Origin of the sequence: Streptomyces sp. NPDC017991, assembly GCF_044328075.1 — a bacterium.
Taxonomy (GTDB): domain Bacteria; phylum Actinomycetota; class Actinomycetes; order Streptomycetales; family Streptomycetaceae; genus Streptomyces.
Genome location: NZ_JBIRGP010000005.1, coordinates 335,722 through 361,840, shown reverse-complemented (window position 1 = coordinate 361,840; position 26,119 = coordinate 335,722). Strand labels below are relative to the sequence as shown.

At 70.3% G+C, this 26,119-nt stretch carries 18 protein-coding genes; 9 read left to right on the top strand and 9 right to left on the bottom strand.

Annotated features, from left to right (window positions below; genetic code table 11):
* Positions 1-77: 77 nt before the first annotated feature.
* Positions 78-1,112 carry a LacI family DNA-binding transcriptional regulator gene (locus tag ACH4DZ_RS17875; protein ID WP_384815146.1) on the bottom strand — a complete coding sequence of 345 codons (1,035 nt, stop codon included), beginning with the start codon at positions 1,110-1,112 and terminating at the stop codon, positions 78-80.
* Positions 1,113-1,609: 497 nt separating this feature from the next.
* Between ACH4DZ_RS17875 and ACH4DZ_RS17870 the strand changes: the two genes are divergently transcribed.
* The 8 genes from ACH4DZ_RS17870 to ACH4DZ_RS17835 all read left to right on the top strand — a co-directional run bounded on the left by ACH4DZ_RS17870 (position 1,610) and on the right by ACH4DZ_RS17835 (position 15,967).
* The gene (locus tag ACH4DZ_RS17870) at positions 1,610-2,884 is read left to right on the top strand and encodes an extracellular solute-binding protein (RefSeq protein WP_398288067.1); all 1,275 of its coding nucleotides are present in this window, start codon (positions 1,610-1,612) and stop codon (positions 2,882-2,884) included.
* A 152-nt stretch (positions 2,885-3,036) separates the two neighbouring features.
* Positions 3,037-4,041 carry a carbohydrate ABC transporter permease gene (locus ACH4DZ_RS17865; RefSeq protein WP_398288066.1) on the top strand — a complete coding sequence of 335 codons (1,005 nt, stop codon included), beginning with the start codon at positions 3,037-3,039 and terminating at the stop codon, positions 4,039-4,041.
* A gap of 13 nt (positions 4,042-4,054) precedes the next feature.
* Complete coding sequence (locus tag ACH4DZ_RS17860) at positions 4,055-4,936, top strand: sugar ABC transporter permease (protein ID WP_398288064.1); 882 nt, start codon at positions 4,055-4,057, stop codon at positions 4,934-4,936.
* 136 nt (positions 4,937-5,072) lie between these two features.
* Complete coding sequence (locus ACH4DZ_RS17855; protein WP_398288063.1) at positions 5,073-6,758, top strand: glycoside hydrolase family 13 protein; 1,686 nt, start codon at positions 5,073-5,075, stop codon at positions 6,756-6,758.
* A gap of 160 nt (positions 6,759-6,918) precedes the next feature.
* A complete protein-coding gene (locus tag ACH4DZ_RS17850) occupies positions 6,919-8,301 on the top strand; it encodes an alpha-amylase family protein (RefSeq protein WP_398288062.1) in 1,383 nt (460 codons plus the stop codon).
* A gap of 189 nt (positions 8,302-8,490) precedes the next feature.
* Entirely contained in the window at positions 8,491-13,890 is a 5,400-nt protein-coding gene (gene pulA / locus ACH4DZ_RS17845; protein ID WP_398288061.1) for a pullulanase-type alpha-1,6-glucosidase, read from the top strand.
* Positions 13,891-13,960: 70 nt separating this feature from the next.
* The gene (locus ACH4DZ_RS17840; RefSeq protein ID WP_398288060.1) at positions 13,961-15,580 is read left to right on the top strand and encodes a SpoIIE family protein phosphatase; all 1,620 of its coding nucleotides are present in this window, start codon (positions 13,961-13,963) and stop codon (positions 15,578-15,580) included.
* Between the two features lie 30 nt (positions 15,581-15,610).
* Positions 15,611-15,967: a 5-carboxymethyl-2-hydroxymuconate Delta-isomerase gene (locus ACH4DZ_RS17835; RefSeq protein ID WP_398288059.1), complete on the top strand. Its 357-nt coding sequence runs from the start codon at positions 15,611-15,613 to the stop codon at positions 15,965-15,967.
* 152 nt (positions 15,968-16,119) lie between these two features.
* On the opposite strand, the gene ACH4DZ_RS17830 is transcribed toward ACH4DZ_RS17835, so the two are convergent.
* From ACH4DZ_RS17830 to ACH4DZ_RS17820, 3 genes are all read right to left on the bottom strand, one after another.
* Positions 16,120-16,809, bottom strand: a complete 690-nt coding sequence (locus ACH4DZ_RS17830) for a TetR/AcrR family transcriptional regulator (protein WP_398288058.1) — start codon at positions 16,807-16,809, stop codon at positions 16,120-16,122.
* A gap of 76 nt (positions 16,810-16,885) precedes the next feature.
* Positions 16,886-18,868, bottom strand: coding sequence for a hypothetical protein (locus ACH4DZ_RS17825; RefSeq protein WP_398288057.1), 1,983 nt, complete (start codon positions 18,866-18,868; stop codon positions 16,886-16,888).
* Positions 18,869-18,942: 74 nt separating this feature from the next.
* On the bottom strand, positions 18,943-19,419 hold the full coding sequence (locus ACH4DZ_RS17820) for a tetratricopeptide repeat protein (RefSeq protein WP_398288311.1): 477 nt from the start codon (positions 19,417-19,419) through the stop codon (positions 18,943-18,945).
* A 323-nt stretch (positions 19,420-19,742) separates the two neighbouring features.
* On the opposite strand from ACH4DZ_RS17820, the gene ACH4DZ_RS17815 reads away from it, so the two are divergent.
* Positions 19,743-20,177: a hypothetical protein gene (locus tag ACH4DZ_RS17815; RefSeq protein ID WP_398288056.1), complete on the top strand. Its 435-nt coding sequence runs from the start codon at positions 19,743-19,745 to the stop codon at positions 20,175-20,177.
* A gap of 112 nt (positions 20,178-20,289) precedes the next feature.
* Here the strand turns inward: ACH4DZ_RS17815 and ACH4DZ_RS17810 are convergent, their stop codons facing one another.
* The 5 genes from ACH4DZ_RS17810 to ACH4DZ_RS17790 form a co-directional block, all read right to left on the bottom strand.
* Positions 20,290-21,843 carry a DUF1996 domain-containing protein gene (locus ACH4DZ_RS17810; RefSeq protein WP_398288055.1) on the bottom strand — a complete coding sequence of 518 codons (1,554 nt, stop codon included), beginning with the start codon at positions 21,841-21,843 and terminating at the stop codon, positions 20,290-20,292.
* A 270-nt stretch (positions 21,844-22,113) separates the two neighbouring features.
* Entirely contained in the window at positions 22,114-22,767 is a 654-nt protein-coding gene (locus ACH4DZ_RS17805; RefSeq protein WP_398288054.1) for a LuxR C-terminal-related transcriptional regulator, read from the bottom strand.
* On the bottom strand, positions 22,752-24,062 hold the full coding sequence (locus ACH4DZ_RS17800; protein ID WP_398288053.1) for a sensor histidine kinase: 1,311 nt from the start codon (positions 24,060-24,062) through the stop codon (positions 22,752-22,754). Before ACH4DZ_RS17800 ends, ACH4DZ_RS17805 begins: the two co-directional genes overlap by 16 nt.
* Positions 24,063-24,162: 100 nt before the next feature.
* Positions 24,163-25,191: an NAD-dependent epimerase/dehydratase family protein gene (locus tag ACH4DZ_RS17795; protein ID WP_398288052.1), complete on the bottom strand. Its 1,029-nt coding sequence runs from the start codon at positions 25,189-25,191 to the stop codon at positions 24,163-24,165.
* 79 nt (positions 25,192-25,270) lie between these two features.
* Positions 25,271-25,855, bottom strand: a complete 585-nt coding sequence (locus ACH4DZ_RS17790; protein ID WP_398288051.1) for a winged helix-turn-helix domain-containing protein — start codon at positions 25,853-25,855, stop codon at positions 25,271-25,273.
* Positions 25,856-26,119: the final 264 nt, after the last annotated feature.

The window sequence follows — 26,119 nt, the reverse complement described above, 5'->3', positions numbered from 1 at the left end:
GGGTCCGGGTCGCACGTTCTACACCTGGAGTAGGTGGGGCACTACTTCCCGCGCACGACAACGCCCGCCCCGCACCCCTACGCGCGGTTGCGGTCCCCCGGGGACGAAGCCGTCGAGCCCCGGACCACCAGCTCGGGCATGAACACGAACTCGCTGTGGGGCGCCGGGGTCCCGCCGATCTCCTCCAGCAGCGTACGCACCGCGGCCTGGCCCATCGCCGGGACCGGCTTGCGGACGGTGGTCAGGGGCGGGTCCGTGAACGCGATCAGCGGGGAGTCGTCGAAGCCGACGACGGAGATGTCGTCCGGGACTTCGAGCCCGCGCTGCCGGGCCGTGCGTATGGCCCCCAGTGCCATCATGTCGCTCGCGCAGACGATCGCCGTGCAGTCACGGTCGATGAGCGCCGCCGTGGCGGCCTGTCCGCCCTCCAGCGTGTACAGCGAGTGCTGGACCAGGCGCTCCTCGATGTCGGCCGTGGCCAGACCCAGCAGGTCCTGCATCGTGCGGACGAAGCCCTCGATCTTGCGCTGCACCGGCACGAACCGCTTGGGGCCGAGCGCGAGGCCGATCCGGGTGTGGCCGAGGGAGACGAGGTGCGTGACCGCGAGGGCCATCGCCGCCCGGTCGTCCGGTGAGATGAAGGGCGCCTGCACCTTCGGCGAGAAGCCGTCGATGAGGACGAACGGCACCCCCCGCCCGCGCAGTTGCTCGTAGCGCTGCATGTCCGCGGAGGTGTCCGCGTGCAGTCCGGAGACGAAGATGATGCCGGCGACCCCCCGGTCGACCAGCATCTCGGTCAGTTCGTCCTCGGTGGAGCCGCCCGGGGTCTGGGTCGCGAGAACCGGCGTGTAGCCCTGCCGGGTCAGCGCCTGGCCGATGACCTGGGCCAGGGCCGGGAATATCGGGTTCTCCAGCTCCGGGGTTATCAGCCCGACGAGCCCCTCGCTGCGCTGGCGCAGCCGGACGGGCCGCTCGTAGCCGAGCACGTCGAGCGCGGCCAGTACGGACTGGCGGGTGGTGGCGGCGACGCCCGGCTTCCCGTTCAGGACCCGGCTGACGGTCGCTTCGCTCACCCCCGCCTGCGCTGCGATGTCGGCAAGCCGTGTGGTCACGGGATTGGACTGTACCGGCCGGGGATCGCGTTGCCCACTGAACGAACGCCGTGCACGGGCACTCGGACGGCCCGCTCCGGGCTGCTGCGTCATCGCGTTCCCTCGTGATTCTGGTCGGCAGTGTCGTGGCGGGGTGGTCGTCGTCCGCCGCGTGCGCCTGTGCGGATGGGGTGTCTCCTGCAAGGCGCCGAGCGCCGATGATCCTCGTGACGGGCGAGTATGGCAAGAGCTTGCAGAGTCTTGCACGGTGGCCCCGCACCCTATGAATGCCCCTGTGGCAAGGCATCGCGGCAGATCGGGACGGTTCCGAAGAGGTCACGGCGGAGTAACTGTCCGCGGGTCTTGCACTTTTTTGCTGCAAGGTCTTTCGCACCGCTTACATCGCTGTTACGTTCACGTCGCCCGACGGCGGCAACGGTGCGGTCGGCGAGTCGGCGGGGACGGCGGACGGGGCCGCTCCCTCACAGCACACGGGCTTTCACCCTCAAGGAGAACTCATGCGGCGTGGCATAGCGGCCACCGCACTGGTGGCGTCCCTCGCCCTCGCGGCGACGGCCTGCGGCGGAGACGGCGACGACAGTGGCAAGGCGGACGGCCCGGTCACCCTCACGTGGTGGGACACGTCCAACGCCACCAACGAGGCACCGACGTACAAGGCCCTCGTGAAGGAATTCGAGAAGGCCAACCCGGACATCAAGGTCAAGTACGTCAACGTGCCCTTCGACCAGGCGCAGAACAAGTTCGACACCGCCGCCGGTTCCAAGGGCGCCCCGGACATCCTGCGTTCCGAGGTCGGCTGGACCCCCGCGTTCGCCAAGAAGGGCTTCTTCCTGCCGCTCGACGGCACCGAGGCCCTCGCGGACCAGGACAAGTTCCAGGCCAGCCTGATCGAGCAGGCCAAGTACGAGGGCAAGACGTACGGTGTGCCGCTGGTCACCGACACCCTCGCGCTGGTCTACAACAAGAAACTCTTCGCGAAGGCCGGCATCGACGCGGCGCCCACCACCTGGGCCGACCTCAAGACGGACGCCGGCACGGTCAAGAAGAAGACGGGCGTCGACGGCTACTGGGGCTCCACCCAGGCCTACTACGCGCAGTCGTTCCTCCACGGCGAGGGCACCGACACGGTCGACGCCGACGCCAAGAAGATCACCGTGAACTCGCCCGCGGCGGTCAAGGGCTACGAGACCTGGCAGGGCCTGTTCGACGGCAAGGGCCTGCACAAGGCCGACACCACCGCCGACGCGTACGCCCACATCCAGGACGCCTTCGTCAACGGCAAGGTCGCCTCGATCATCCAGGGCCCGTGGGAGATCACGAACTTCTACAAGGGCTCGGCCTTCAAGGACAAGGGCAACCTCGGCATCGCCGCCGTCCCGGCCGGCTCCAGCGGAAAGGCGGGCGCCCCGACCGGCGGCCACAACCTCTCCGTGTACGCGGGCTCGGACAAGGCCCACCAGAAGGCCTCGCTCACGTTCCTGAAGTTCATGACCTCGGCGAAGTCCCAGGAGACCATCGCCCTGAAGAACTCCACGCTGCCGACCCGCGAGGACGCCTACACCACCGAGGTCAAGTCCGACCCGGGGATCGCCGGCTACCAGAGCGTGCTCGCCTCGGCCCAGCCGCGTCCGGCGCTGCCCGAGTACAGCTCGCTGTGGGGTCCGCTCGACACCGAGCTGCCGAAGATCGCCGGTGGCAAGGAGTCCCTCGACAAGGGCCTGAGCAACGCGGAGACCGCGATCGCCAAGCTGGTCCCGGACTTCAGCAAGTGACACCGGGTGGCCGCCGGATCCGTCCCCCCGTCCCGCACGAGGACGGGACGGATCCGGCGGCCACCGGCCACGCCCACGACCGGCCCACAGGCACAGGCCCGCAGACCCGACGGCCTGCTGATCAGCCCTGATTTTCCAGAAGGTGTCGAACCATGACAGTCGTCATCGACCGCGCGACCGGCAAGCGCCGCGGTGAGCGGGCGCCACGCCCCGGCCCGCTCCGGCGCATGAAGCGCTCGTACCAGAAGTACTGGTACGCGTACGCGATGACCGCCCCGGTGGTCGTCGTACTCGGTGTGCTGGTGCTCTATCCGCTGGTGCGCGGCATCTACCTGACGTTCACCGACGCCACCAGCCTCAACTCGGCCCGCACGATCGGCGTCAACCACATCGACGCCACGTACGAGTTCATCGGCCTGGACAACTACGCCGACATCCTGTGGGGGCCGACCGCGTACGACCGGTTCTGGTCGCACTTCATCTGGACGATCGTGTGGACGGCGCTGTGCGTGCTGCTCCACTACGTCATCGGGCTCGGGCTGGCGCTGCTGCTCAACCAGAAGCTGAAGGGCCGCACCTTCTACCGGCTCATACTCGTCCTGCCGTGGGCCGTGCCCACCTTCGTCACCGTGTTCGGCTGGCGGTTCATGCTCGCCGACGGCGGCATCATCAACTCCGTGCTCGACGCGGTGCATCTGCCCTCGCCGCTCTGGCTTGAGGACACCTTCTGGCAGCGGACCGCCGCGATCATGGTGAACACCTGGTGCGGTGTGCCCTTCATGATGGTCTCGCTGCTCGGCGGACTGCAGTCCATCGACCCCGTCCTGTACGAGGCCGCCGAGATGGACGGTGCCAACGCCTGGCAGCGCTTCAGGAACGTGACCCTGCCGGGTCTGCAGTCCGTCAGCTCCACCGTCGTCCTGCTGGGCATCATCTGGACGTTCAACCAGTTCGCCATCATCTTCCTGCTCTTCGGCGACACCGCGCCGGACGCGCAGATCCTCGTCACCTGGGCCTACCAACTGGGCTTCGGGCAACAGCCGCGCGACTACGCGCAGTCCGCCGCGTACGGCGTACTGCTGCTGTCCATCCTGATCGTCTTCACCTCCGTCTACCGCCGCTGGCTGGCCCGCAATGAGCAGCAGCTCGCGATCTGAGGCAGGAGCCCCCATGAGCACCACGACCGTCAAGAACCCCGCCCCGGCCGGCAAGGGGCCGCGGCGCGGCGAGCGCAGTCGCGCAGGGGCCCTGACCTCGCACGGCATCCTCGGCGTCGCCAGCCTGATAGCCCTGTTCCCGATCGCCTGGCTGATCTTCCTGTCGCTCGGCCCGGACAAGGACGACTATCTGCACCCCGGGGGCATCCCCGGCAAGATGACGTTCGACAACTACACGTTCGTGTTGCGGCACACACCGTTCTTCGACTGGCTGTGGAGCACGCTCGTCGTGTCGCTGGGCACGACCGTCATCGGCGTCCTGGTCGCCGCCACCACCGGCTACGCGGTCTCGCGCATGCGCTTCCCCGGCTACAAGAAGTTCATGTGGGTGCTCCTGGTGACCCAGATGTTCCCGGTCGCGGTACTGATGGTCCCGATGTACGAGATCCTCAGCGAACTCCAGCTGATCGACAACTACTTCGGCCTGATCCTCGTCTACTGCTCGACCGCGGTGCCGTACTGCGCGTGGCTGCTCAAGGGGTACTTCGACACCATCCCCTTCGAGATCGACGAGGCGGGACGCGTCGACGGGCTCTCGCCCTTCGGTACGTTCTTCCGGCTGATCCTGCCGCTCGCCAAGCCGGGGCTCGCCGTCGCCGCGTTCTACAGCTTCATCACCGCGTTCGGTGAGGTCGCGTTCGCCTCGACGTTCATGCTGTCCGACACGAAGTACACGTTCGCGGTCGGGCTGCAGAGCTTCGTCAGTGAGCACGACGCCCAGCGCAATCTGATGGCCGCGACGGCTGTGCTCGTGGCCATCCCGGTGTCGGCGTTCTTCTACCTTGTGCAGAAGAACCTGGTCACCGGGTTGACCGCGGGTGGCACCAAGGGTTAGCCGTACGCGGCGAGCTGCGGGGTCGTCGGTCGTCCGACGGCGCGTCGTGGCTGGTCGCGCCCACGCGGCGGAAGCCGCATATCGACACAGCCCCGCGCCCCTGACGGGGCGCTCTCCGTCACGTATCAAGGAAGTTATGAGCCAGCAGCACTCCGCCGACCCGGCGCCGAACTCCGCTCTCGTGACCGTCGCCGACCGCCGCGACTGGTGGCGCGACGCGGTGATCTACCAGGTCTATCCGCGCAGCTTCGCCGACAGCAACGACGACGGCATGGGCGACCTGGAGGGCGTACGTTCCCGACTCCCGTATCTGCGCGACCTCGGCGTCGACGCCGTGTGGCTCAGCCCCTTCTACGCCTCGCCGCAGGCCGACGCGGGCTACGACGTGGCGGACTACCGGGCCGTCGACCCCATGTTCGGCAATCTGCTCGACGCCGACGCGCTGATCCGCGACGCCCATGAACTGGGCCTGAGGATCATCGTCGACCTCGTCCCCAACCACTCCTCCGACCAGCACGAGTGGTTCAAGCGCGCCCTCGCCGAGGGGCCGGGTTCGCCGACACGGGAGCGCTACCACTTCCGCCCGGGCAAGGGTGAGAACGGTGAACTGCCGCCCAACGACTGGGAGTCCATCTTCGGCGGCCCCGCCTGGACACGGGTCACCGAGCCGGACGGCACCCCCGGCGAGTGGTACCTCCACCTCTTCGCGCCCGAGCAGCCCGACTTCGACTGGGACCACCCGGCGGTCGGCGACGAGTTCCGCTCGGTCCTGCGGTTCTGGCTCGACATGGGTGTCGACGGCTTCCGCATCGATGTGGCCCACGGGCTTGTGAAGGCGGAAGGGCTCCCGGACCTGGGATCCCACGAGCAGCTGAAGCTCCTGGGCAACGATGTCATGCCGTTCTTCGACCAGGACGGTGTGCACGAGATCTACCGCCAGTGGCGGCTCGTGCTGGACGAGTACTCGGGCGACCGCATCTTCGTCGCCGAGGCCTGGACGCCGACCATCGAGCGCACCGCCAACTACGTGCGCCCGGACGAACTGCACCAGGCCTTCAACTTCCAGTACCTGAGCACCCATTGGGACGCAGCGGAGCTGCGCGTCTGCATCGACCGGACTCTCGACGCGATGCGGCCCGTGGGCGCCCCCGCCACCTGGGTGCTGTCCAACCACGACGTGACCCGGCACGCCACCCGGTTCGCCAACCCGGCCGGGCTCGGCACCCAGATCCGTCTCGCGGGAGACCGTGAACTCGGCCTGCGCCGGGCCCGCGCGGCCACCCTGCTGATGCTCGCGCTGCCCGGGTCCGCGTACCTGTACCAGGGCGAGGAGCTGGGCCTGCCGGACGTCGTCGACCTGCCGGACGAGGTCCGCCAGGACCCCGCGTACTTCCGGGGCGCCGGCCAGGACGGGTTCCGTGACGGCTGCCGGGTGCCGATCCCGTGGGACCGCGAGGGCTCCTCGTACGGCTTCGGCGGCGGGGGCAGCTGGCTCCCGCAGCCCGCCGGGTGGGGCGAACTGAGCGTCGAGGCGCAGACCGGGGCCGCCGGCTCGACCCTGGAGCTGTACCGGTCCGCGCTCGCCGCGCGCAGTGAGCAGGCCGACCTCGGCGCGGGCGACCGTGTCGAGTGGCTGAAGGTGCCCGAGGGTGTCCTGGCCTTCCGCCGCGGGGCGTTCGTGTGCACCGCCAACACCGGGGGAGAGGCGGCGACCGTCCGCGCGTACGGGCGGGTGCTGCTCGCGAGCGGCGAGGTGACCGTCACGGACGACGGCGAGGCGAAGGTGCCCGCCGACGTCACCGTGTGGTGGATCGCGGACTGACCGTCCACCAACCGTCACCAACCGACCTGTCCTGCAAGAACTTTCAGGAATTTTCAGAAGCCCGTCTTCCGCTTTGGGAGACGGGCTTCTACGATCTGCGGCACCGCACTGCTGTTGAATTTTGCAGCAAGAACCTTCAACGGAGAAGGGACCCCCACACATGGCCAAGAGAGCTCTGTCCTGCGCGCTCGCCGTGGCGGCCGCCGCGTTCGTCGTCCCCGCGAGCACCGCCGGTACCGCCCACGCCTCCCCACCGGGCACCAAGGACGTCACCGCCGTCCTCTTCGAGTGGAACTTCGCGTCCGTGGCCAAGGAGTGCACCAACCGGCTGGGCCCGGCCGGTTACGGATACGTCCAGGTCTCCCCGCCCGCCGAGCACATACAGGGCTCGCAGTGGTGGACCTCGTACCAGCCCGTCAGCTACAAGATCGCCGGGCGCCTCGGTGACCGTACGGCCTTCCAGAACATGGTCAGCACCTGTCACTCGGCAGGGGTGAAGGTCGTCGCCGACACGGTGATCAACCACATGTCGGCGGGCAGCGGCACCGGTACGGGCGGCTCGTCCTACACGAAGTACGACTACCCGGGCCTGTACTCGTCACCCGACTTCGACAACTGCACCTCGCAGATCAGCAACTACCAGGACCGCGGGAACGTCCAGAACTGCGAGCTGGTCGGGCTCGCCGACCTGGACACCGGCGAGGAGTACGTCCGCTCCGCCATCGCCAAGTACCTGAACGACCTGCTGTCGCTGGGCGTCGACGGGTTCCGCGTCGACGCGGCCAAGCACATACCGGCCGCCGACCTCGCCAACATCAAGGGCCGGCTGAGCAACACGTCCGCGTACTGGAAGCAGGAGGCCATCTACGGGGCCGGTGAGGCGGTCCAGCCGACCGAGTACACCGGGACCGGGGACGTGCAGGAGTTCCGGTACGCGTTCGACCTCAAGCGCGTCTTCAACAACGAGAACCTCGCCTACCTGAAGAACTACGGCGAGGGCTGGGGCTATATGAGCAGCGGCGTCTCGGGGGTCTTCGTGGACAACCACGACACCGAGCGCAACGGGTCGACGCTCAGCTACAAGGACAACGCGAACTACACCCTCGCCAACGTGTTCATGCTGGCGTACCCGTACGGGGCGCCCGACATCAACTCGGGGTACGAGTTCTCGTCCACGGACGCGGGGCCGCCCAACGGCGGTTCGGTGAGCGCCTGTTGGCAGGACGGGTGGAAGTGCCAGCATGCCTGGCCGGAGATCCAGTCGATGGTCGGCTTCCGCAACGCCGTCCGGGGCACCGCCGTCACCAACTGGTGGGACAACGGCGCCGACGCGATCGCCTTCGGCCGCGGCGGCAAGGGTTTCGTGGCCATCAACCACGAGTCGTCCTCGCTGACCCGCACGTATGCGACGTCGCTGGCGGCGGGCACGTACTGCAATGTGCAGGCGGGCACGACGGTGACGGTGAACGGGTCCGGCCAGCTGACGGCGACGCTGGCCGCGAACACCGCCTTGGCGGTCTACGCCGGCAAGTCCACCTGCTGACCCGCCTGGAGGCCGGTGGGGGCGGGCCTTGACGATCGCGCAGTTCCCCGCGCCCCTCAAAGGGGCGCGGGGAACTGCGCAGTCTTTTGGGTTGTCACTGAAAACTCTTTCTCGTGCTTGCAAGGCTCTTGCAGAAAGCGTTTCGGCGGCGATACGGTCGCGCGGATCCCACCGCAAGGAGTCAGGCCTGTGATACCGAGACGAACCGCGGCCATCGCCGCAGCCGCCCTCGCCGCCGCGCTCGTCCAGCCCCTCGCCGCCCGCGCGGCGACCCCGCCCGCACCCCCGTCGGACGCGGCCCTGGCGAAGACGGCCGCCCGTAACGACCTCACCCGCGAGCAGTTCTACTTCGTCCTGCCGGACCGGTTCGCCAACGGCGACACCGCGAACGACAGGGGCGGCCTCACCGGCTCCCGGCTCGACACGGGCTACGACCCCACCGACAAGGGCTTCTACCAGGGCGGCGACCTCAAGGGCCTGACGAAGAAGCTCGACTACATCAAGGACCTCGGCACCACCTCCATCTGGCTGGCGCCGACCTTCAAGAACCAGCCCGTACAGGGTGCAGGAGTTGACGCGTCGGCCGGCTACCACGGCTACTGGATCACCGACTTCACCCAGGTCGACCCGCACTTCGGTACGAACGCGGACCTGGAGCGGCTGATCGACAAGGCCCACGGCAAGGGCATGAAGGTCTTCTTCGACGTCATCACCAACCACACGGCCGACGTCGTCGACTACGAGGAGAAGTCCTACTCCTACCTCTCCAAGGGCGCCTTCCCGTATCTGACGAAGGACGGCGAGCCCTTCGACGACGCCGACCACGCGGACGGGGAGCGGGAGTTCCCCGCCGTCGGCGGCGGCTCCTTCCCGCGCACGCCCGTCGTGGCCCCCGCGAAGAAGAACACCAAAGTGCCCTCCTGGCTCAACGACCCGTCGATGTACCACAACCGCGGCGACTCGACCTTCGCCGGTGAGAGCTCCGAGCAGGGTGACTTCTCCGGGCTCGACGACCTGTGGACCGAGCGTCCCGAGGTCGTCACCGGCATGGAGAAGATCTACCAGCGGTGGGTGCGGGACTTCGACATCGACGGCTTCCGGATCGACACCGTGAAGCACGTGAACATGGAGTTCTGGACGCAGTGGGCGACCGCGCTCGACGCGTACGCCGCCGAGCACGGCCGTGACGACTTCTTCATGTTCGGCGAGGTGTACTCGGCCGACACGTCGATCACCTCCCCGTACGTCACCGAGGGCCGCCTCGACTCCACGCTGGACTTCCCCTTCCAGGACGCGGCACGGGCGTACGCCTCCCAGGGCGGCAGCGCGCAGCGGCTCGCCTCGGTCTTCGGGGACGACTACAAGTACACGACGGACAAGGCCAACGCGTACGAGCAGGTCACCTTCCTCGGCAACCACGACATGGGCCGCATCGGCACGTTCGTCAAGCAGGACAATCCCGGCGCGTCCGACGCCGAGCTGGTGAAGAAGGACAGGCTGGCGAACGAGCTGATGTTCCTCGGCCGCGGCAACCCCGTCGTCTACTACGGCGACGAGCAGGGCTTCACCGGCGCGGGCGGCGACAAGGACGCCCGCCAGACCATGTTCGCGTCGAGGACCGCCGACTACCTGGACGACGACCGGCTAGGCACGGACCGCACGCACGCCGAGGACGCGTACGACACGAGCGCGCCCCTCTACCGGCAGATCGCCGCCCTCTCGAAGCTCCGCAAGAACAACCCGGCCCTCGCGGACGGCGTACAGACCGAGCGGTACGCGGCCGACGGCGCCGGCGTCTACGCCTTCTCCCGCACCGATGCGAGGACCGGTGTCGAGTACGTCGTCGCCGTGAACAACGCGGGCGAGGCGAAGAGCGCCACCTTCGCGACCGGGTCGGCGGGCATGACCTTCCGGGGGATCCACGGGACCGACGGCACGCTGAGGAGCGGGTCCGACCGGCGGGTCGCCGTGACCGTTCCGGCCGGGTCCTCCGTGGTGTACAAGGCCGCCGGGCGGCTAGCCTCGCCCGCCGCCAGGCCCGCCGTCACGCTCAAGGCTCCCGCCGCCGGCGCCACCGGCACCGTCGAGATCACCGCCGACGTCGACGGGGGGCAGCTCAACCGGGTCGTCTTCGCCGCGCAGGTGGGTGCGGGGAAGTGGCGGACGCTCGGTTCCGCCGACCATGCCCCGTACAAGGTCACCCAGGTCGTCGGGAAGGACGTGCCGGCCGGAACCGCCCTGCGCTACAAGGCCGTTGTCGTCGACCCGGCCGGGCGTACCGCGAGTGCGACGGCCGCCTCCACCACCGGCACCCCGCCCGCCGAGGAGGTGCCGACCGCCTCCTCGCGCGAGGACGCGATCGTCCACTACAAGCGGGCCGACGGGGACTACACCGACTGGCGGCTGTACGCCTGGGGCGACATCGCCGAGGGGGAGGAGACCACTTGGCCGGCGGGTCATGACTTCGTCGGCCGGGACGCCTACGGGGCCTTCGCCCACGTCAAGCTCAAGCCGGGCGCCTCGGCCGTGAACTTCCTCGTCATCGACAAGGACGGGAACAAGGACGTCTCCGCCGACCGCACGATCGACGTCACGAAGACGGGCGAGGTCTGGGTCGAGCAGGGCAAGGAAGCCGTACGGACCGAGAAGCCCGCCGCCGACTATCCGGCGCCGGACAGGACCAAGGCGGTCCTGCATTACCACCGGGCCGACGGGAACTACGACGGCTGGGGCCTGCACGCCTGGACCGGCGCCGCGAACCCCACGGACTGGTCGAAGCCCCTGGAGCCGGTGCGGACCGACCCGTACGGCGCCGTCTACGAGGTGCCGCTCGCCGAGGGCGCCACCAGCCTCAGCTACATCCTCCACAAGGGCGACGAGAAGGACCTGCCCACCGACCAGTCGCTCGACCTCACGGCGAGCGGCCACGAGGTGTGGCTGCTGGGCGGCCGGGAGAAGTACCTCCTGCCGCAGCCCGCGGGCAGCGCCGCCGCACTCGACCTGACCACCTCCAAGGCCGTCTGGATCGACCGCGACACCGTGGCCTGGAACGCCGACGAGACCGCCGCGTCGACCCAGTTGCTGTACTCGCGCGACGGGAGCATCAAGGCCGAGGACGGCACGCTGACCAGCACCGACGAGCGGTGGCTCCGACTGGGGAAGACCACGCTCACCGACGCCCAGAAGGCCGCGTTCCCGCACCTGAAGGACTACACGGCCTGGTCCGTGGACCCGCGCGACCGCGACCGGGTGCGCGAGGCCCTGCGCGGGCAACTGGTCGCCTCCCAGCGGGCCGCCACCGGGGCCGTACTCGCGGCGACGGGCGTGCAGATCGCGGGCGTGCTCGACGACGCGTACGGGACGGCCGCGACCAAGGCGGACCTCGGTCCGACGTTCCGTGACGGGCGGCCCACGCTGGCCGTCTGGGCGCCGACGGCCCAGCAGGTCTCGCTGGAGATCGGCGGCGGCACCGTTCCCATGCGGCGGGACTCCGCCTCCGGCGTCTGGTCCGTGACGGGTCCGGGGTCCTGGAAGAACAAGCCCTACCGGTACGTCGTGAAGGTGTGGGCGCCCAGCGTTCGCCGGGTCGTCACCAACAAGGTCACCGACCCCTACTCGGTCGCCCTCACCGCGAACTCCGAGCGGAGCCTCGTCGTCGACCTGGACGACACGTCACTGGCCCCGGCCGGCTGGTCGGGCCTCAAGAAGCCCACAGCCGTGCCGCTGAAGGACGCGCAGATCCAGGAACTGCACATCCGGGACTTCTCCGTCGACGACAGGACCGTCCCGGCGAAGGACAAGGGCACCTACCGCGCCTTCACCGACAAGGACAGCGCGGGCTCCGAGCACCTCAGGAAACTCGCCGGGGCCGGGACCTCGTACGTCCATCTCCTGCCCGCCTTCGACATCGCCACGATTCCCGAGAAGAAGGCGGACCAGGCCGTCCCCGACTGCGATCCCGCCTCCTACCCGGCCGACTCCGACAAGCAGCAGGAGTGCGTGGCGAGGAGCGCCGCGAAGGACGCGTACAACTGGGGCTACGACCCGTACCACTACACGGTGCCGGAGGGCTCGTACGCCAGTGATCCCGACGGGACGCGCCGCACGGTCGAGTACCGGCAGATGGTGAAGTCGCTCAACGAGGACGGTCTGCGGGTCGTCATGGACGTGGTCTACAACCACACCCCGGCCAGTGGTCAGGCCGACACGAGCGTGCTCGACAAGGTGGTCCCCGGCTACTACCAGCGGCTCCTCGCCGACGGCGGGGTCGCCACCTCCACCTGCTGCGCCGACACGGCACCCGAGAACGCCATGATGGGCAAGCTGGTCGTCGACTCGATCGTCACCTGGGCCAGGGAGTACAAGGTCGACGGGTTCCGCTTCGACCTGATGGGCCACCATCCCAAGGCCAACATCCTCGCGGTCCGCAAGGCCCTCGACGCGCTCACCCCCGCCAAGGACGGCGTCGACGGCAAGAAGATCGTCCTCTACGGCGAGGGATGGAACTTCGGTGAGGTCGCGGACGACGCCCGGTTCGTCCAGGCCACCCAGAAGAACATGGCCGGGACCGGAATCGCCACCTTCTCCGACCGGGCCCGTGACGCCGTGCGCGGCGGCGGCCCCTTCGACGAGGACCCCGGCGTCCAGGGCTTCGCGTCCGGCCTCTACACCGACCCCAACTCCAGCACCGGCAACGGCACTTCCGCCGAGCAGAAGGCCCGGCTCCTGCACTACCAGGACCTGATCAAGGTGGGGCTGTCCGGCAACCTCGCCGGCTACAGCTTCACCGACACGGCGGGCAAGCGGGTCAAGGGCTCCGAGGTCGACTACAACGGGGCGCCCGCCGGATACGCGGACGCGCCCGGCGACGCCCTCGCGTACGTGGACGCCCACGACAACGAGTCGCTGTTCGACGCGCTCGCCTTCAAGCTGCCCCAGGGCACCTCGGCGGCCGAGCGCGCCCGGATGCAGGTCCTCGCGATGGCCACGGCCACCCTGTCGCAGGGGCCCGCGCTCTCCCAGGCGGGCACCGACCTGCTGCGGTCCAAGTCCCTGGACCGCAACTCGTACGACAGCGGCGACTGGTTCAACGCCATCCACTGGGAGTGCCGCGACGGCGGTGGTACCGGTAGCGGCAACGGGTTCGGGCGGGGGCTGCCGCCGGCCGCCGACAACGAGGCCAAGTGGTCCTACGCCAAGCCCCTGCTGACCTCCGTCGAGGTGGGCTGCCCGCAGATCGAGGGCGCGTCCGCCGCGTACCGGGATCTGCTGCGCATCCGTACGAGTGAACCCGACTTCGGGCTCGGCACGGCCGGACAGGTGCAGTCGAAGCTGTCCTTCCCGCTCTCCGGCGAGGACGAGACACCCGGAGTGATCACGATGGAACTCGGCGACCTCGTCGTCGTCCTCAACGCGACCCCCGGGGAGCAGGAGCAGGAAGTGGCGGATGTGAAGGGCACGGGGTACGCACTGCACCCCGTACAGGCCGGGGGCGGGGACACCGTCGTCAAGTCCGCGTCCTACGCGGCCGACTCGGGCACGTTCACCGTTCCCGGACGGACCGTCGCGGTGTTCTCCCGGACCTCCTGACAGGGCACTACATTGGTGGGGCGGCCCTGGGACCCCGGGCCGCCCCACCGGCGTGTCCAAGGGCTGGCAGATGGACGTCCACGGCAAGCGAACAGACGCGACCGTACTGCTCGTGGACGACACGGCGGCAGGCCGGTACGCCATGGGTGCCCTGCTGCGCCGGGCCGGACACCAGGTCGTCCCGGCCGCCACCGGCAACGAGGCGCTCGTCGAACTCGACGCACGGCTGCGCAGGGGAACCCTCCCCGACGTGGCCCTCGTCGACGTGGACCTCTCCGACATGAACGGCTTCGAACTCTGCCGCCGGATCAAGGCCCGCCCGCACATGGCCGGCCTGCCCGTCGTGCACTTCTCGGCCTCCGCCATGAGCCCGGGCGACCGGTGCCGGGGTCTTGAGGCGGGCGGGGAGGCGTATCTGGCGGTGCCCGCCGAGCCCGAGGAGATCGACGCGGTGGTCCGGGCCGCGGTGCGCTCCGCGCGGCTGCGGGCCGACGACCAGGCACTGGCCCGGCGGCTGACGCTGCTGTCGGAGACGATCGTCACCATCCAGGCGGCCCGTAACCTCCAGGAACTCGCCGAGGCCGCCGCCAACGGCACCGCGCGGCTCACCGGTGGGCCCGCCGCCGTCTTCTTCCTCGGCCCGGACGACGAGCTGTACCGCGCCCTCTCGCGGGACCGCACCTCACTGGCGCTGCCCGACGAGGGCGCCCACCGGACCGTGGCCGGACTGCTCCGGCGGCTCACCCGTGGGCAGTCCGGGGTGCAGATCACCACGGTGCCCGCGCCGCTGTGGCCCGCCGGGTTCTTCCGGCCCGGCGTACAGCACGACGCCCGGCTGGCGCTGATCCTCACGCAGGAGGGCAAGGCCTCGGTGTGCCTGGCCACACCCACCCGCGGGGTGCGCAGGCTGAATCCGGAGGAGGAGACCCTGGTGGCCCGGCTCGCCCAGGCCACGGCGTACGCCGCCGAGCCCCTGCTCATGTACCAGGTCGAACGGCATGTCGCCCTCACCCTCCAGCACAGCTTCCTCCCCCAGCCGCACCGGCTGCCCGAACTGCCGGGCATCGACGTCGCGGTCCGTTACGTGCCCGCCTCGCAGCAGACCGAGATCGGCGGCGACTTCTACGCGGCACTGCGCACCGACGACGGAGTGCTGGCCGCGGTGGGTGACGTCGTGGGCCACTCGCTGGACGCGGCCACCGTCATGGTCGAGATCCGGCACGCGCTGCGCGCCTACTGCGTCGACGAGAGCGACCCGGCCGTGCTGGCCGAGCGCCTCGACCGGATGCTGCGGTACTACCACCCCGGGATCACCACCACGGTCTGCCTGGCCCTGATCGACCCCGCCACCGGGCGCACCCGTATCGCGAACGCCGGCCACATCCCGCCGCTGATCATCCGGGACACCGGTACGGCCGACTACGCGAAGGCCGCCGGGCCGCTGCTCGGGGTGGGGCTGCCCCATCCGGCGCCGACCGAGCTGTTCCTCGAAGCGGGCGACCGGCTTTTGATGGTGACCGACGGGCTGATCGAGACGCGGGGTACGGATCTGGCGGCGTCGATGGAACACCTCCGAGCCGCCGCCGCCGGTGCGCTGCCCGGTCTGGACGCCCTGTGCGACACGCTCCTGGACTGCTTCGGCCATGACCGGGAGGACGACATCGCGCTGCTCGCCCTGAGGCTAGGGTGAGGGTTGTTTTCCCCCCGAACAGGAGTGCCCATGCCGCAGATCACCGTCGACTACTCCGCGTCGCTCGGCGACGCCTTCGACCGGCAGGGGTTCGCTGCCGCGCTGCACACCATGGTGGTGGAGACGGCCGCCGCGAGGATCGAGGCGTGCAAGTCCCGGTTCCGGGTCGTGGACGACATCGTCGTGGGGGCCGACGCGGCGGGGCATGCGCTGGTGCATGTCGGGGTGGCGCTGCTGCCGGGGCGCTCGGCCGGGGTGAAGTCGGCGCTCACGGCGGGGGCGTTGGAGCTTGTGCGGGCGCATGTGAAGGCGGTCGACGGTCTCGCTCTGCATGTCTCCGCGGAGGTCCGTGACCTCGACCCGTCGTACCAGAAGTCCGTGGACTGACGTCCGGGTCCCGCGGGCTGACTTCACCGTGTCGGCCGGTGGGGACCGTTCGCGCAGTTCCCCGCGCCCCTCAAAAGCGGGGCTGCGCCCCTGCTTTTGCCCTTGAAGGGCGCGGGGAACTGCGCGACCAGCCCCCACCGGGCCGCAGGGATTCAGTCGGCCAGGGCCACCAAGCGGCTCACCAGGTCCGTGAACGGGCTTTCGGTCGGTTCCTGGGACAAGGCGGCCCGCAGGATCGCCGCCATCTCCGCATCCGACGCCGCGCTCACCGCCGCCAGCGCGGCGAAGTCATGCACCAGCTGAACTTCGAGCTCCCCCCGCGGAATCCGGCGACCGTCCAGCCAGATCAGAGCGGTCGCCTCCGCCAGCGAGATCCAGGACCGGACGACGAGTTCGAGCCGGGCCGGCGGCCGCTCCACCCGCAAGTGCGACAGGATCTGCAGATACGCCGCCTGCCGCACCCCGTCGATCAAGGCGTTCGTCGTGGTGGACCCGACCGAGGGGCCGCCCCGCATCAACGCCGAGAAACCGGGCCCGTGCTCGTCGACGAAGTCGAAGAACCGCCGCATCACGCGCAGCAGCCGCGCCCCCAGCGGACCTTCCAGCGGCTCAACGAAACGTTCCGCCAGATCGTCCGAGGCACGCTTCAACGCGGCCTCGTACAGGCTGAGTTTGCCCGGGAAGTAGTGGTAGACCAGCGGCCGTGAGATGCCCGCGGCGGAAGCTATCTCGTCGATGGACACGTCGTCCGGCGAGCGCCGGCTGAACAGGTCGAGAGCGACGCCGATCAACTGCTGCCGTCGCTCCTCGACGCCCATTCTGCGTCGCACCCCGGTAGTCATATGAACACCTTACCGATCGAACCGATCGGAACCGGCCTCGAACGGGCCGGTACTCGGAGCCGGTACCCGGGGCCGTTCAGCGGAGCCCGCTGATCTCCCTTCCACTGCTCAGCGTGCCCTTCAACTCGGCCCGCGCGCCCTGTTCGGCCCGCACGGCGAGGAGATTGCTCCGCGCCGTCCCGCTGACACCGCCCGTCGCCCGGATCGACGCCGTGTCCTTGCCGCCCGCGGCGAGGAGGTACCAGTCGCCCTTGACGGACTTCCACAGCACGCCCGCCAGGACGTGGGGGTCCTTCGCGCCGCACGCGGACGCGTTGTCGGCCTTCGCCGCGACCGCCCCGTACCGCTGCCCCGGCGCGTGGAACTGGGCGAGCACCCGCGGGCCCCCGCCGCGCCAGGTGTCCGCGCGGGTGCACAGCCACTCCGCGCTGCCGCTCCCGTCGGGGAGGGGTTGACGGGCGTAACTCCAGGAGTTCACCGAGCGCACCCCCTGGCCGCGGGCGTCCGCGAGGGAGCAGGCCAGTGGGGACCAGTCCGCCGCGGAGGCGTCGCCGGGCCGCCCGGGACGGCCCGAGGTGAGCCGGACGGGCGTGAGCTCGCCGAGGTCGGTCGACATACGGGTCCCGGTCCGGTCCGTCAGCTCCAGGACGTTCCAGGAACGGCATTCGCCGGTCTGCAGGGCCGGGCTCGCGAACGGCTCGGTCACCCCGTCCGCCGAGCGCGCCAGCCGCGTCGTACCGGACGTGCCGGTTGCGCCGGGCGCACCCGCGGCGGACTTCAGCAGGTCGCGCACGACGGCGGTACGCACCCAGGGTGCCGTCAGATACCGGACGTTGCCGTCGGTGCGGCCCAGGACCACCGCGTCGGCGTCGGCTCCCGTGGCGCCGTCGACCCGGGCGAAGTCGAGGGCGGCGCCCTGTGTGCCGCCGTCCTTCGCCTCGGCGTACCGCGCGATCCGCAGTCCGTCGTACAGCAGCACCACGCGGCTCTGGTCGACCTCGCCCGCGTACAGCAGCTGGGGCGGTCCCGGCGGGGCGCCCGAAGGGGTGCCGGGGGTCGCCGAGACCTGGACGGACCCGCCGGGCCGCGCCCAGACGGCGAGCGCGCGGCGCAGCAGGGCCTTGTCGCCGGTGAGTTCGCCGCGCGCGGGCCATACGGAGAAGTCGGTGCGCGCGGACGACTCCCACGCCGCCGCCGGGACCAGCGTGAGCTTCCCGGGGTCCAGGGCGGCCTGGGCCGCCGGGTTCCGCGCGTACGGCGGCGCGGCGGCGCCCTCGGGGCCCCAGCCGTCACCGGGCATGCCGAGGAGCGCCCCGCACACGGCGACCGCGGCGATCGCGGCGACCGCCGCCTTGACGTGCTGGCGGCGGCGCATCAGATCGGTGGGCCGGGCCTGCAGCGAGCACGGGTCGAACTCGGGGGAGGTCAGCAGCGCGTCGGCGCCCTCGGCCGTGCCCGCCGTGCCCGCCGCGTCCGCCTCGGCGAGGGCGGCGGCCGGGTCCTCCTCGCCGGCCGCGGCCAGCACCCTGCGGACGTCCGCGTCGGCCAGCCGCTCAAGACCGCGCAGGACGAAGGCGGCGCGGGCCGGGGCGGACAGGGCCGACAGCCTTTGGTCCAGGGCGAGTTCGTCGGCTCCGCCCGAGCGCGGGAAGAGCCGCAGGCCCCACACCTGCGGGAGCAGCGGCGGCAGTTGGGCCCGGGTGGGCCAGGCCCGGAAGGTCAACGGCCGGCCGGCCTCCAGCGCCGTCCGCAGGACGCGCAGCCGCAGGTACGCGTACCCGGGGTCGCTGTCACGGCCCTCGGCGGCGGTCTTCTGGGCCGGGAGGACGGCGGAGTCGCCGGAGGCCCGGCCGCGGGGCAGGGTGCGCTGGGTGAGCGCGTGCGCCGTGAGCACCCGGCGGTTGCGGCCGAGGCTCGGCGGCAGCACCAGGTAGGCGAGCCGGACGAGCCGCGGGTAGTGCTCGACGAGCACGGCCTCGGCCTGCTCGATGTCGACCACCGGCCCGGGGGCGGCGGCTGATGCGGGGCGGGGGCGCGGGGCGACATCCTGTGACTGCACGTTCAGCAGAACGAGCGAATCGGTGGATGGTCACCTGGACCGCCCCGACACCACCGGGAGTCACCAGTCGTGTCCTATCCCTCCGGCTCCACCAGCAGCCGCGCGTAGTTCGCCATGGACCGCTGGTAGCGCGGCAGATGAGGGGCGAGGGCGCCCAGGACGAGCGAGAGGCCTTCGCGCTCGCGGCCCAGGCTCGCCAGGCACAGGGCGAGAGCCGCCCGTACGGCGTCGTCCAACTCGTCGGTCACGCCCACGAGTTCGGGGGAGAGGAGCTTGACACCCTCCTCCGGCCGGCCGAGGTTCCGCAGCGAGCTGGACAGCTGGATCTTCGCGCGCCGGCCCCGGTAGCCGTCGAGGCCCAGTGCCAGGGCCTCCCGGTACAGCGGGACGGCGTTGTCCGAGTGGCCCGTCGAGTCCCAGGCGCACGCCCGCTCGAAGGGGGCGACCGGGCTGTCGGCGGGCAACTCGGCGACGAGCGCGTCGATCAGCGCTCGGAAGTCCGCCGCGTCCGTCTCCGGATCGGCCTCGAAGCCGGCCCAGGCGGCGGCCACCCGCTCGTCCCAGTCCGCCGCGCCGTCAGCCGTGTTGCCGGCCGTGCGGTCCGTTGCCCTGTTCGTCGTACTGTCCTCTGTCGTCACGCGCTCACCCTCGCACACGTGCGCCAATCAAAAGCAACCGCTTCTGTGGCGCAGGTCACTGTCACGTGCCCCGTGGTGCCTGTATGACGGAATCGGTCACTCGTGCCGTCGTCGGTTGAGCGCGGAGCGTGCGGGAGCCGTATCGAAGAGCGGGGCCCCTGCGAGGGCTTCCGCAGGCGTGGGCGCACGGCCCCGGCGAGGCTTGTCGCCGGAATGGACCCGGAGGTACGGACGTAATGAGTTTTACGGGCAAGAGGCTCGCGGTCGGCACGGCCGGGGCGGTCGTGGCACTCCTGGCGATGACCGGCTGCGGCTCCGACGGCGGCGGCGAGAAGAAGGTTCCCGAGACCGCGACGGGGAGCCTGGAGCACATCGCGAGCGAGGCGGGCTGCAAGCCGAACATGCAGACGGACGCGGACACGATCCGGCAGGCCATCTGCAAGAGCTCCGGCAAGAAGTACGTCCTCGCGACGTTCGCCACCGACCGCGGTCAGGCCGAGTGGCTGACCGGGGCGAAGGACTACGGCGGCTACTACCTCGTGGGCCGCAAGTGGGTCGCCGTCGGGGAGAAGAAGACGGTCACCGCACTGCGCGGCCGGCTCGGCGGGACCATGGAGGAAGGCTCCGAGCACATGAACCCGGGCGGCAGCCACAACAGTCACAAGGGCTGACCCCGCCGAACGGCTCCGGATCGGCCACGAGGGTTCAGGACAGACAGAAGCCGGCGGTGGGAATTCCCACCGCCGGCTTCCTCGTGCTCAACGTTCAGGTGCCACGTAAGGACTACGTGCAGTTCTGTCCGCTGTTGATGCAGTCCACGACCTCGTTCATCTCGTTCTCGTCGAAGAAGTTGATGAAGTCGTTGTGGTCGGTGATCGGCTTGTGCAGCTGGTCCGGGAAGGAGTCCACCGCGAAGGCGTTGGTGATCTGGTCACCCTCGATCTGCGGGGCCGCCACGTCGTAGACGAGACGGACCTGCAGCTGGGGGATGGCCTGGAAACCGTTGCCGCAGGTGCCGTCCGCCTGGACGAAGGACACGTGGGTGCGGTGGTTGGCGCTGTCGATGTTCTGGCCGTCCCAGCAGCTCTGGAAGTTGGACGTGCGCACCACGGAACTGCCCTCGGGGCAGATCGGGAACTTGTCCGTCAGCTGGCGGTCCTCGAAGCCGGTGCAGCTCCAGTTCGTGTTGGCGTTGTTGAGGCCGTTGACGAAGGCCTTGGCATCACCGGTGATGATGCGCAGGGCCGTCGGCATGGCGACGACATCGCTCTTCTTGTTGCCCACGAACTTCAGCTGAGCTTCGCTGGCCTGCTGGATCGTGCCGACGTTGCCGTCCTGACCGCCACCGGCGGCGTCCGCGTCGATGTCGTCCTTGCCGTCCTGCACACGCAGCACCGGCCAGAAGTACGAGGACTTGTCGCCCTGGTTCTGGCAGGTGGTCTCCGCCGCGGCCAGGTCCTCGTCGCTCGCGAAAGCGTCGTTGGACTGGTTGCCGACGTAGTCGTGCTGGTGCTGGGCGCCGTTGCTGACACCCGGAGCGACGATCACGTTGTCCGAGTTGCGGAGCTCGTTCTCGTTGGTGCCGCAGCTCGTGGTGAAGGTGCCGGTGGAACCGGTGTCCCCGTTCGCGGGAAGCCCGTTCGCGCCCACACCCTTGGGGCCGCCGTTCGGCTGGACCTGGGTGATGTCCTGGAAGTCGGCTGCCACGGGCCCGTTGGCGGCCTGACCGCCGTTACCGCCGTCGCCGCCCTGGCCGCCGCCGTTGCCGGCCTGGCCGCCATTACCGGCCTGACCGCCGTCGCCGGCCTGGCCGCCGTTGTTGCCGGCCTGACCACCGTTGTTGCCCTGGCCCCCACCGGCGGGCGTCTCGGCAGGCACGCCCTGGCAGTTCGCGAGCTTGCCGCCTCCTCTCGGACCCTTGCCGCCCGCGCGCTTGATGTTGTTGCTGATCCTGTCGATCGTGGCAACACGCTTGGACTTCAGAGGGCTCAGGATGGCGTTGTTGACGTAGGCGGGGTCCCCCGCCTGAGCCTGGCGGGTGTCCGCAAGACGCTTATAGGCCTCCGTGACCTGCTGGTCGAGCTTGGCCAGCTCCTTGTCGACACCGGCGCGGGCGCGCTTGGGAACGGAGGTCAGCTTCTGGCCGACGTCCGGGCATTTGATCGTGGCCACCGAGGCGGCGGTCGTCTGCGCGTTCCGCGTCGAGTTCTTGCTCTCGCCCGCGGAAGCGTAGATGTTGGCCGCAAGCAGACCGCCGCCACCCAGCGCGAGAGCCGCCGATGCGGCTATCGCCCGGTTGGCGAGCGTGGAGCGGCGTTTTCGGTTCGTGCGTCCCATGGAACTCCCTCTGGCTTCCTTGCGGGGGCATCGAGGCGCCCGGCAGGAGGTGAAGCGGCTCCGTTCAATACGGAGGAGGTTCCTGGGGCGTTCAGAGGCCTCAGAAATTGATGGGAGTTCCGTGGCGCAATCCTGCCGCAAGGGGCCCAGACACCCCTGAAACCACGGCAGTTGAGTGGGAATTATTGAATATCATTCAGTGGGGATGAACGGGAATGAAACTCGGGAACGCTTCCGGCCCGTCCTTGTTCCCCCTGCTTATGAACCCTTTCACCGACCCTGGTCCAAATAGGCGAGAACAGCCAGGACGCGACGGTTGTCGTCGCCCGAGACATCCAGGTCGAGCTTCTGGAAGATGTTGGACGTGTGCTTGGCGATCGCCCGCTCCGTGACCACGAGTTGGCCCGCGATCGCCGCATTCGACCTGCCCTGCGCCATCAGTTCCAAAACCTCCAGCTCGCGAGGTGTCAGCCGCCCCAGGGGCCGGCCGTCGCCCTGCCGCCGCGCCAGCAACTGCTGGATGACCTGCGGATCCATCGCCGTGCCGCCCGCGGCCACCCGCCGCACCGCGTCGATGAACTGCTCGGCGTCGAACACCCGGTCCTTCAGCAGATATCCGACCCCGCCGACCCCGTCGGCGAGCAGCTCACGCGCGTACAACTGCTCGACGTGCTGGGACAGGACGAGGACCGGCAGCCCGGGTCTGGCCCGGCGCGCCGCCAGCGCGCACTGCAGGCCCTCGTCCGTGTGCGAGGGCGGCAGCCGTACGTCGACCACGGCGACATCCGGGTTCAACTCCGCGAGCGCCCGCGTCAGTTCGGGCCCGCTCTCGACGGCGGCGGCGATCTCGAAGTCGAACGCCTCCAGCATCCGGACCAGACCGTCCCGTAGCAGGAACAGGTCTTCGGCTAGGACAACTCGCAAGGGATCTCCATGGTCACCATGGTGGGACCGCCCGCGGGACTGCTGACGGCCAGGACGCCGTCGAATGTACCGAGTCGCCGTTCGACCCCGGAGAGTCCCGAACCCGTACCGGTCACGGCGCCGCCCCTGCCGTCGTCGGTGACGGAGATCCGCAGCATGCCGCCGTGCTCCGGGGTGTGGTGCAGGTCGATCCAGACGCGCTCGGCACCCGAGTGCTTGACCGCGTTGGTGAGGACCTCGCTGACGGCGAAGTACGCCGCCGACTCCACCGGTGCCCCGAGGCTGCCGGGCAGGTCCACGCCGACCTCCGTGGCGACCGGCATCCGCAGCGCCAACGCCCGTACGGCGTCCCCGAGTCCGCGCTCGGCGAGCACGGGGGGATGGATGCCGCGTACGAGGTCCCGGAGTTCGGTGAGGGCCTCGGCGGAGGACCGGCGGGCCTGCGCGACCAGCTGCCTGGCCTTCGCCGGGTCCTTCTCGATCAGGGCCTCGATCGTGCCGAGGTCCATGCCCATCGCGACCAGCCGAGCCTGGGCCCCGTCGTGCAGATCCCGCTCGATTCGGCGCAGTTCGGCCGCGGAGGTGTCGACGGCGTCGCGCCGCGTCTCGGTCAGTACGCGCACCCGCTGGGCGAGTTCGCCCTGCCCGGACGCCAGGACGGACCGGGTCAGCAGGAAGTGGACGCGCAGCAGGAAGGGGATCGTATACAGGCCGACGACGAGCAGGGCGGCGCCCAGGGCCCCCGCGGCGAGGGCGCTGAGCTGCCCGCCGACCGGCACGAATCCGTACCACCAGCCGACGTACGTGCCGTCGGTGAAGACCCGCCACAGGCCGGCGGCCAGCGCGAACCCCTCGAAGGGGTAGACGAGCAGCGCCGCGGGCAGCAGCGCGGTGACGAAGCCCGCGGTCATGTCCACCGGCAGCCACAGGAGGTCCCGCCGGACGGCCGGATCGCCGAGCAGATGGAAGCACCGCCCCCACGGATTGGCGTCCTTCGGGACGGGCCGGTACGCGGGCGGGATGCGCACCCCGCCCCACTGGGCCGCCAGCAGCCGCCGCCAGTCGGCGAAGCCGCGTACGGCGGCCAGTATCCAGGGCGTCGTGACGATGCCGATGCCCAGCGGCACGAGCACGATCGACACGACGGAGAGCACGAAGAGGACGATCGACCCGGCCGTCGCCACGACGGCCAGCAGCAGAGCCCGCACTCCGTCGAGGGCGGCGGTACGCGCCCGGCCGCCCGCCATGTTCTCCCCGTGATCCCCGTGATCCCCGCGGTCCCCGTTGGTGTCCATGCCCTCAGTCTCGCCCACCCCGCCGCCGTGGTCAGGGGGCCGAGCCACCGGGACGGGGGTGGTGCCAGCACCACCCCCTGCCTTTCCCACCCGACGGACCTCAGCCGCGAAGGAGCTTCTCCTCCACGGCGGGATCGAGTCCGACCACGGGACGGTCGGGCCGCCGGGGCGGGACACCGCCGATGTCCTGGAGCCAGTTCCAGGTGTCGGCCACCGTCTCGGAGACGGGGCGGCAGCGGAGTCCGGCCCGTACCGCCTTCGACACATCGACGCGGTGCAGCATGGCGTGCAGCTCGGAGTCCGGCGGCACCCACACGGGCAGCTGCGTCCAGGGCTCGACACCGGCCGCCAGGATCACCTCGGGCTCGGTCCACCGGAGTTCGGCCCGCCCGCCGGTGACCCGCGCACACGCGTCGAGCAGTGCCTGTGTGGTCGCGTGCCCGGAAGGACTGATGAGGTTGTACGCCCCACTGGCCCCGCCCTGCGTCCCGCTGCCGCCCTCCACGGCCCCCAGCGTCCACTCGGCGAGGTCGCGGACGTCGATGTACTGGAGGGGCAGTTCACGGGGGCCCGGCGCGAGCACGGGCCCGCCGCGGGCCGCACGGGTGAGCCACCACGGCAGCCGGCCGATGTTCTCGTACGGGCCGAGGATCAGACCGGCCCGTAGCAGGAGCGTCCGCTCCTCGCCGAAGGCGTCGAGCACGGCCAGCTCGCCACCGCGCTTGTCACGCGCGTAGTCGGTCTGTCCGGCGTCGGGGGAGGCACCCTCGACCAGCGGGCCGGTTTCGTCGTAGCCGGCCGGCTGCGGCCACGCGTACACGGAACAGCTCGACACGTACACGTACCGCCGGACGCGGTCCTTCAACAGTCGCGCGGCGTCCCGGACCGCGTGGGGGGCGCCCGACCAGGTGTCGACCACGAGGTCCCATTCGGCTTCGGGGCCCTGTCCGTCCTCGGCGAGGGCCGCGAGTCCGTCGGGCGCGGTGCGGTCGCCGTGCAGCGAACGTACGCCCGCGGGCGGGTCGTGCCGGCCGCGGTGGAAGACGGTCACGTCCCAGCCGCGCCCCAGCGCCGCCTCCACGACGGCCCGCCCCACGAACTCCGTACCACCCAGCATCAGAAGTCTCATGGAGGGGACTCTGCCCCGACCGGCCGGGCGGCGGAACGCAATTCTGCCCGTAGGCAAACCGTCCCGCCGCCCGGGTGGATCAACTGCCCGTGGCGGGCGCGTACTTGTAGCCGACGCGCCGCACGGTCCTGATGGTGTCGCGGTGCTCCGCGCCGAGCTTGCGGCGCAGCCGGGCGATGTGGACGTCGACGGTCCGGCCGTCACCCACGTGTCCGTAGCCCCACACCGTGGTGACCAGCTGGTCGCGGGTGTGCACCCGGTGCGGATGCGCCACCAGGTGCGCGAGCAGCTCGAACTCCAGGTACGTGAGGTCGAGCGGGCGCCCGTCGACCTCGGCGGTGCGCTGGACGGTGTCGACCCGCACGGGCAGGTCGTCACCGGCCGCCGCCTCGGTCTCCGTCTCCGCCTCCGGTACGGCGACCGGCAGGAGGGAGGGCTGGTCGGCGGGTACGAGGACCAGGTACCCGATCATCGGCGGGTGGCCCGGCAGCGTGGGCAGGGTGTGCGGGGGAGCGGGCAGCCAGGTGGCGCCCGGCGGCAGGAAGTCGGTGACGTCGACCACCTCGTCCCGGTCGACGGCCCGCAGCCGATGGCGTGCGGAGCCGGTGGACGGGGCCGGGGAGGTGGCGGTGGCCACGGAGGAGAAGGAGCGGGTGTTCGCCATGGGAGGTCAGCTCTTTTCGCGCGAGAGGTCGTCGAGGACGTACGTCGTGCGCGCTGGCCGAAGGCCGGTGTACGGCTTTAGAGGGCCTGCGCGTTCGTCGCGCGACAACACACCCGGTCGAAGTCGTGGTGCTGACGGGAAGGCCAGAAGGGCTCAAGGTCGTGACGACCCGTAGCGATGCACTCCTGGAAGCTGGCCATGCACCCATTGAAGCAGACACAGCCCCGCAACATCAGCCTCCTCTCACTGTCCGGACACCCCGAC

Excerpts from the sequence above, each read along its gene's own strand:
- ACH4DZ_RS17790 (WP_398288051.1), bottom strand. The coding sequence starts at position 25,855 with ATGGCGAACACCCGCTCCTTCTCCTCCGTGGCCACCGCCACCTCCCCG.
- ACH4DZ_RS17800 (WP_398288053.1), bottom strand. The coding sequence starts at position 24,062 with ATGGACACCAACGGGGACCGCGGGGATCACGGGGATCACGGGGAGAAC.
- ACH4DZ_RS17860 (WP_398288064.1), top strand. The coding sequence starts at position 4,055 with ATGAGCACCACGACCGTCAAGAACCCCGCCCCGGCCGGCAAGGGGCCG.
- ACH4DZ_RS17870 (WP_398288067.1), top strand. The coding sequence starts at position 1,610 with ATGCGGCGTGGCATAGCGGCCACCGCACTGGTGGCGTCCCTCGCCCTC.
- ACH4DZ_RS17855 (WP_398288063.1), top strand. The coding sequence starts at position 5,073 with ATGAGCCAGCAGCACTCCGCCGACCCGGCGCCGAACTCCGCTCTCGTG.
- ACH4DZ_RS17835 (WP_398288059.1), top strand. The coding sequence starts at position 15,611 with ATGCCGCAGATCACCGTCGACTACTCCGCGTCGCTCGGCGACGCCTTC.
- ACH4DZ_RS17840 (WP_398288060.1), top strand. The coding sequence starts at position 13,961 with ATGGACGTCCACGGCAAGCGAACAGACGCGACCGTACTGCTCGTGGAC.
- ACH4DZ_RS17850 (WP_398288062.1), top strand. The coding sequence starts at position 6,919 with ATGGCCAAGAGAGCTCTGTCCTGCGCGCTCGCCGTGGCGGCCGCCGCG.
- ACH4DZ_RS17810 (WP_398288055.1), bottom strand. The coding sequence starts at position 21,843 with ATGGGACGCACGAACCGAAAACGCCGCTCCACGCTCGCCAACCGGGCG.
- ACH4DZ_RS17830 (WP_398288058.1), bottom strand. The coding sequence starts at position 16,809 with ATGACTACCGGGGTGCGACGCAGAATGGGCGTCGAGGAGCGACGGCAG.
- ACH4DZ_RS17815 (WP_398288056.1), top strand. The coding sequence starts at position 19,743 with ATGAGTTTTACGGGCAAGAGGCTCGCGGTCGGCACGGCCGGGGCGGTC.
- ACH4DZ_RS17795 (WP_398288052.1), bottom strand. The coding sequence starts at position 25,191 with ATGAGACTTCTGATGCTGGGTGGTACGGAGTTCGTGGGGCGGGCCGTC.
- ACH4DZ_RS17865 (WP_398288066.1), top strand. The coding sequence starts at position 3,037 with ATGACAGTCGTCATCGACCGCGCGACCGGCAAGCGCCGCGGTGAGCGG.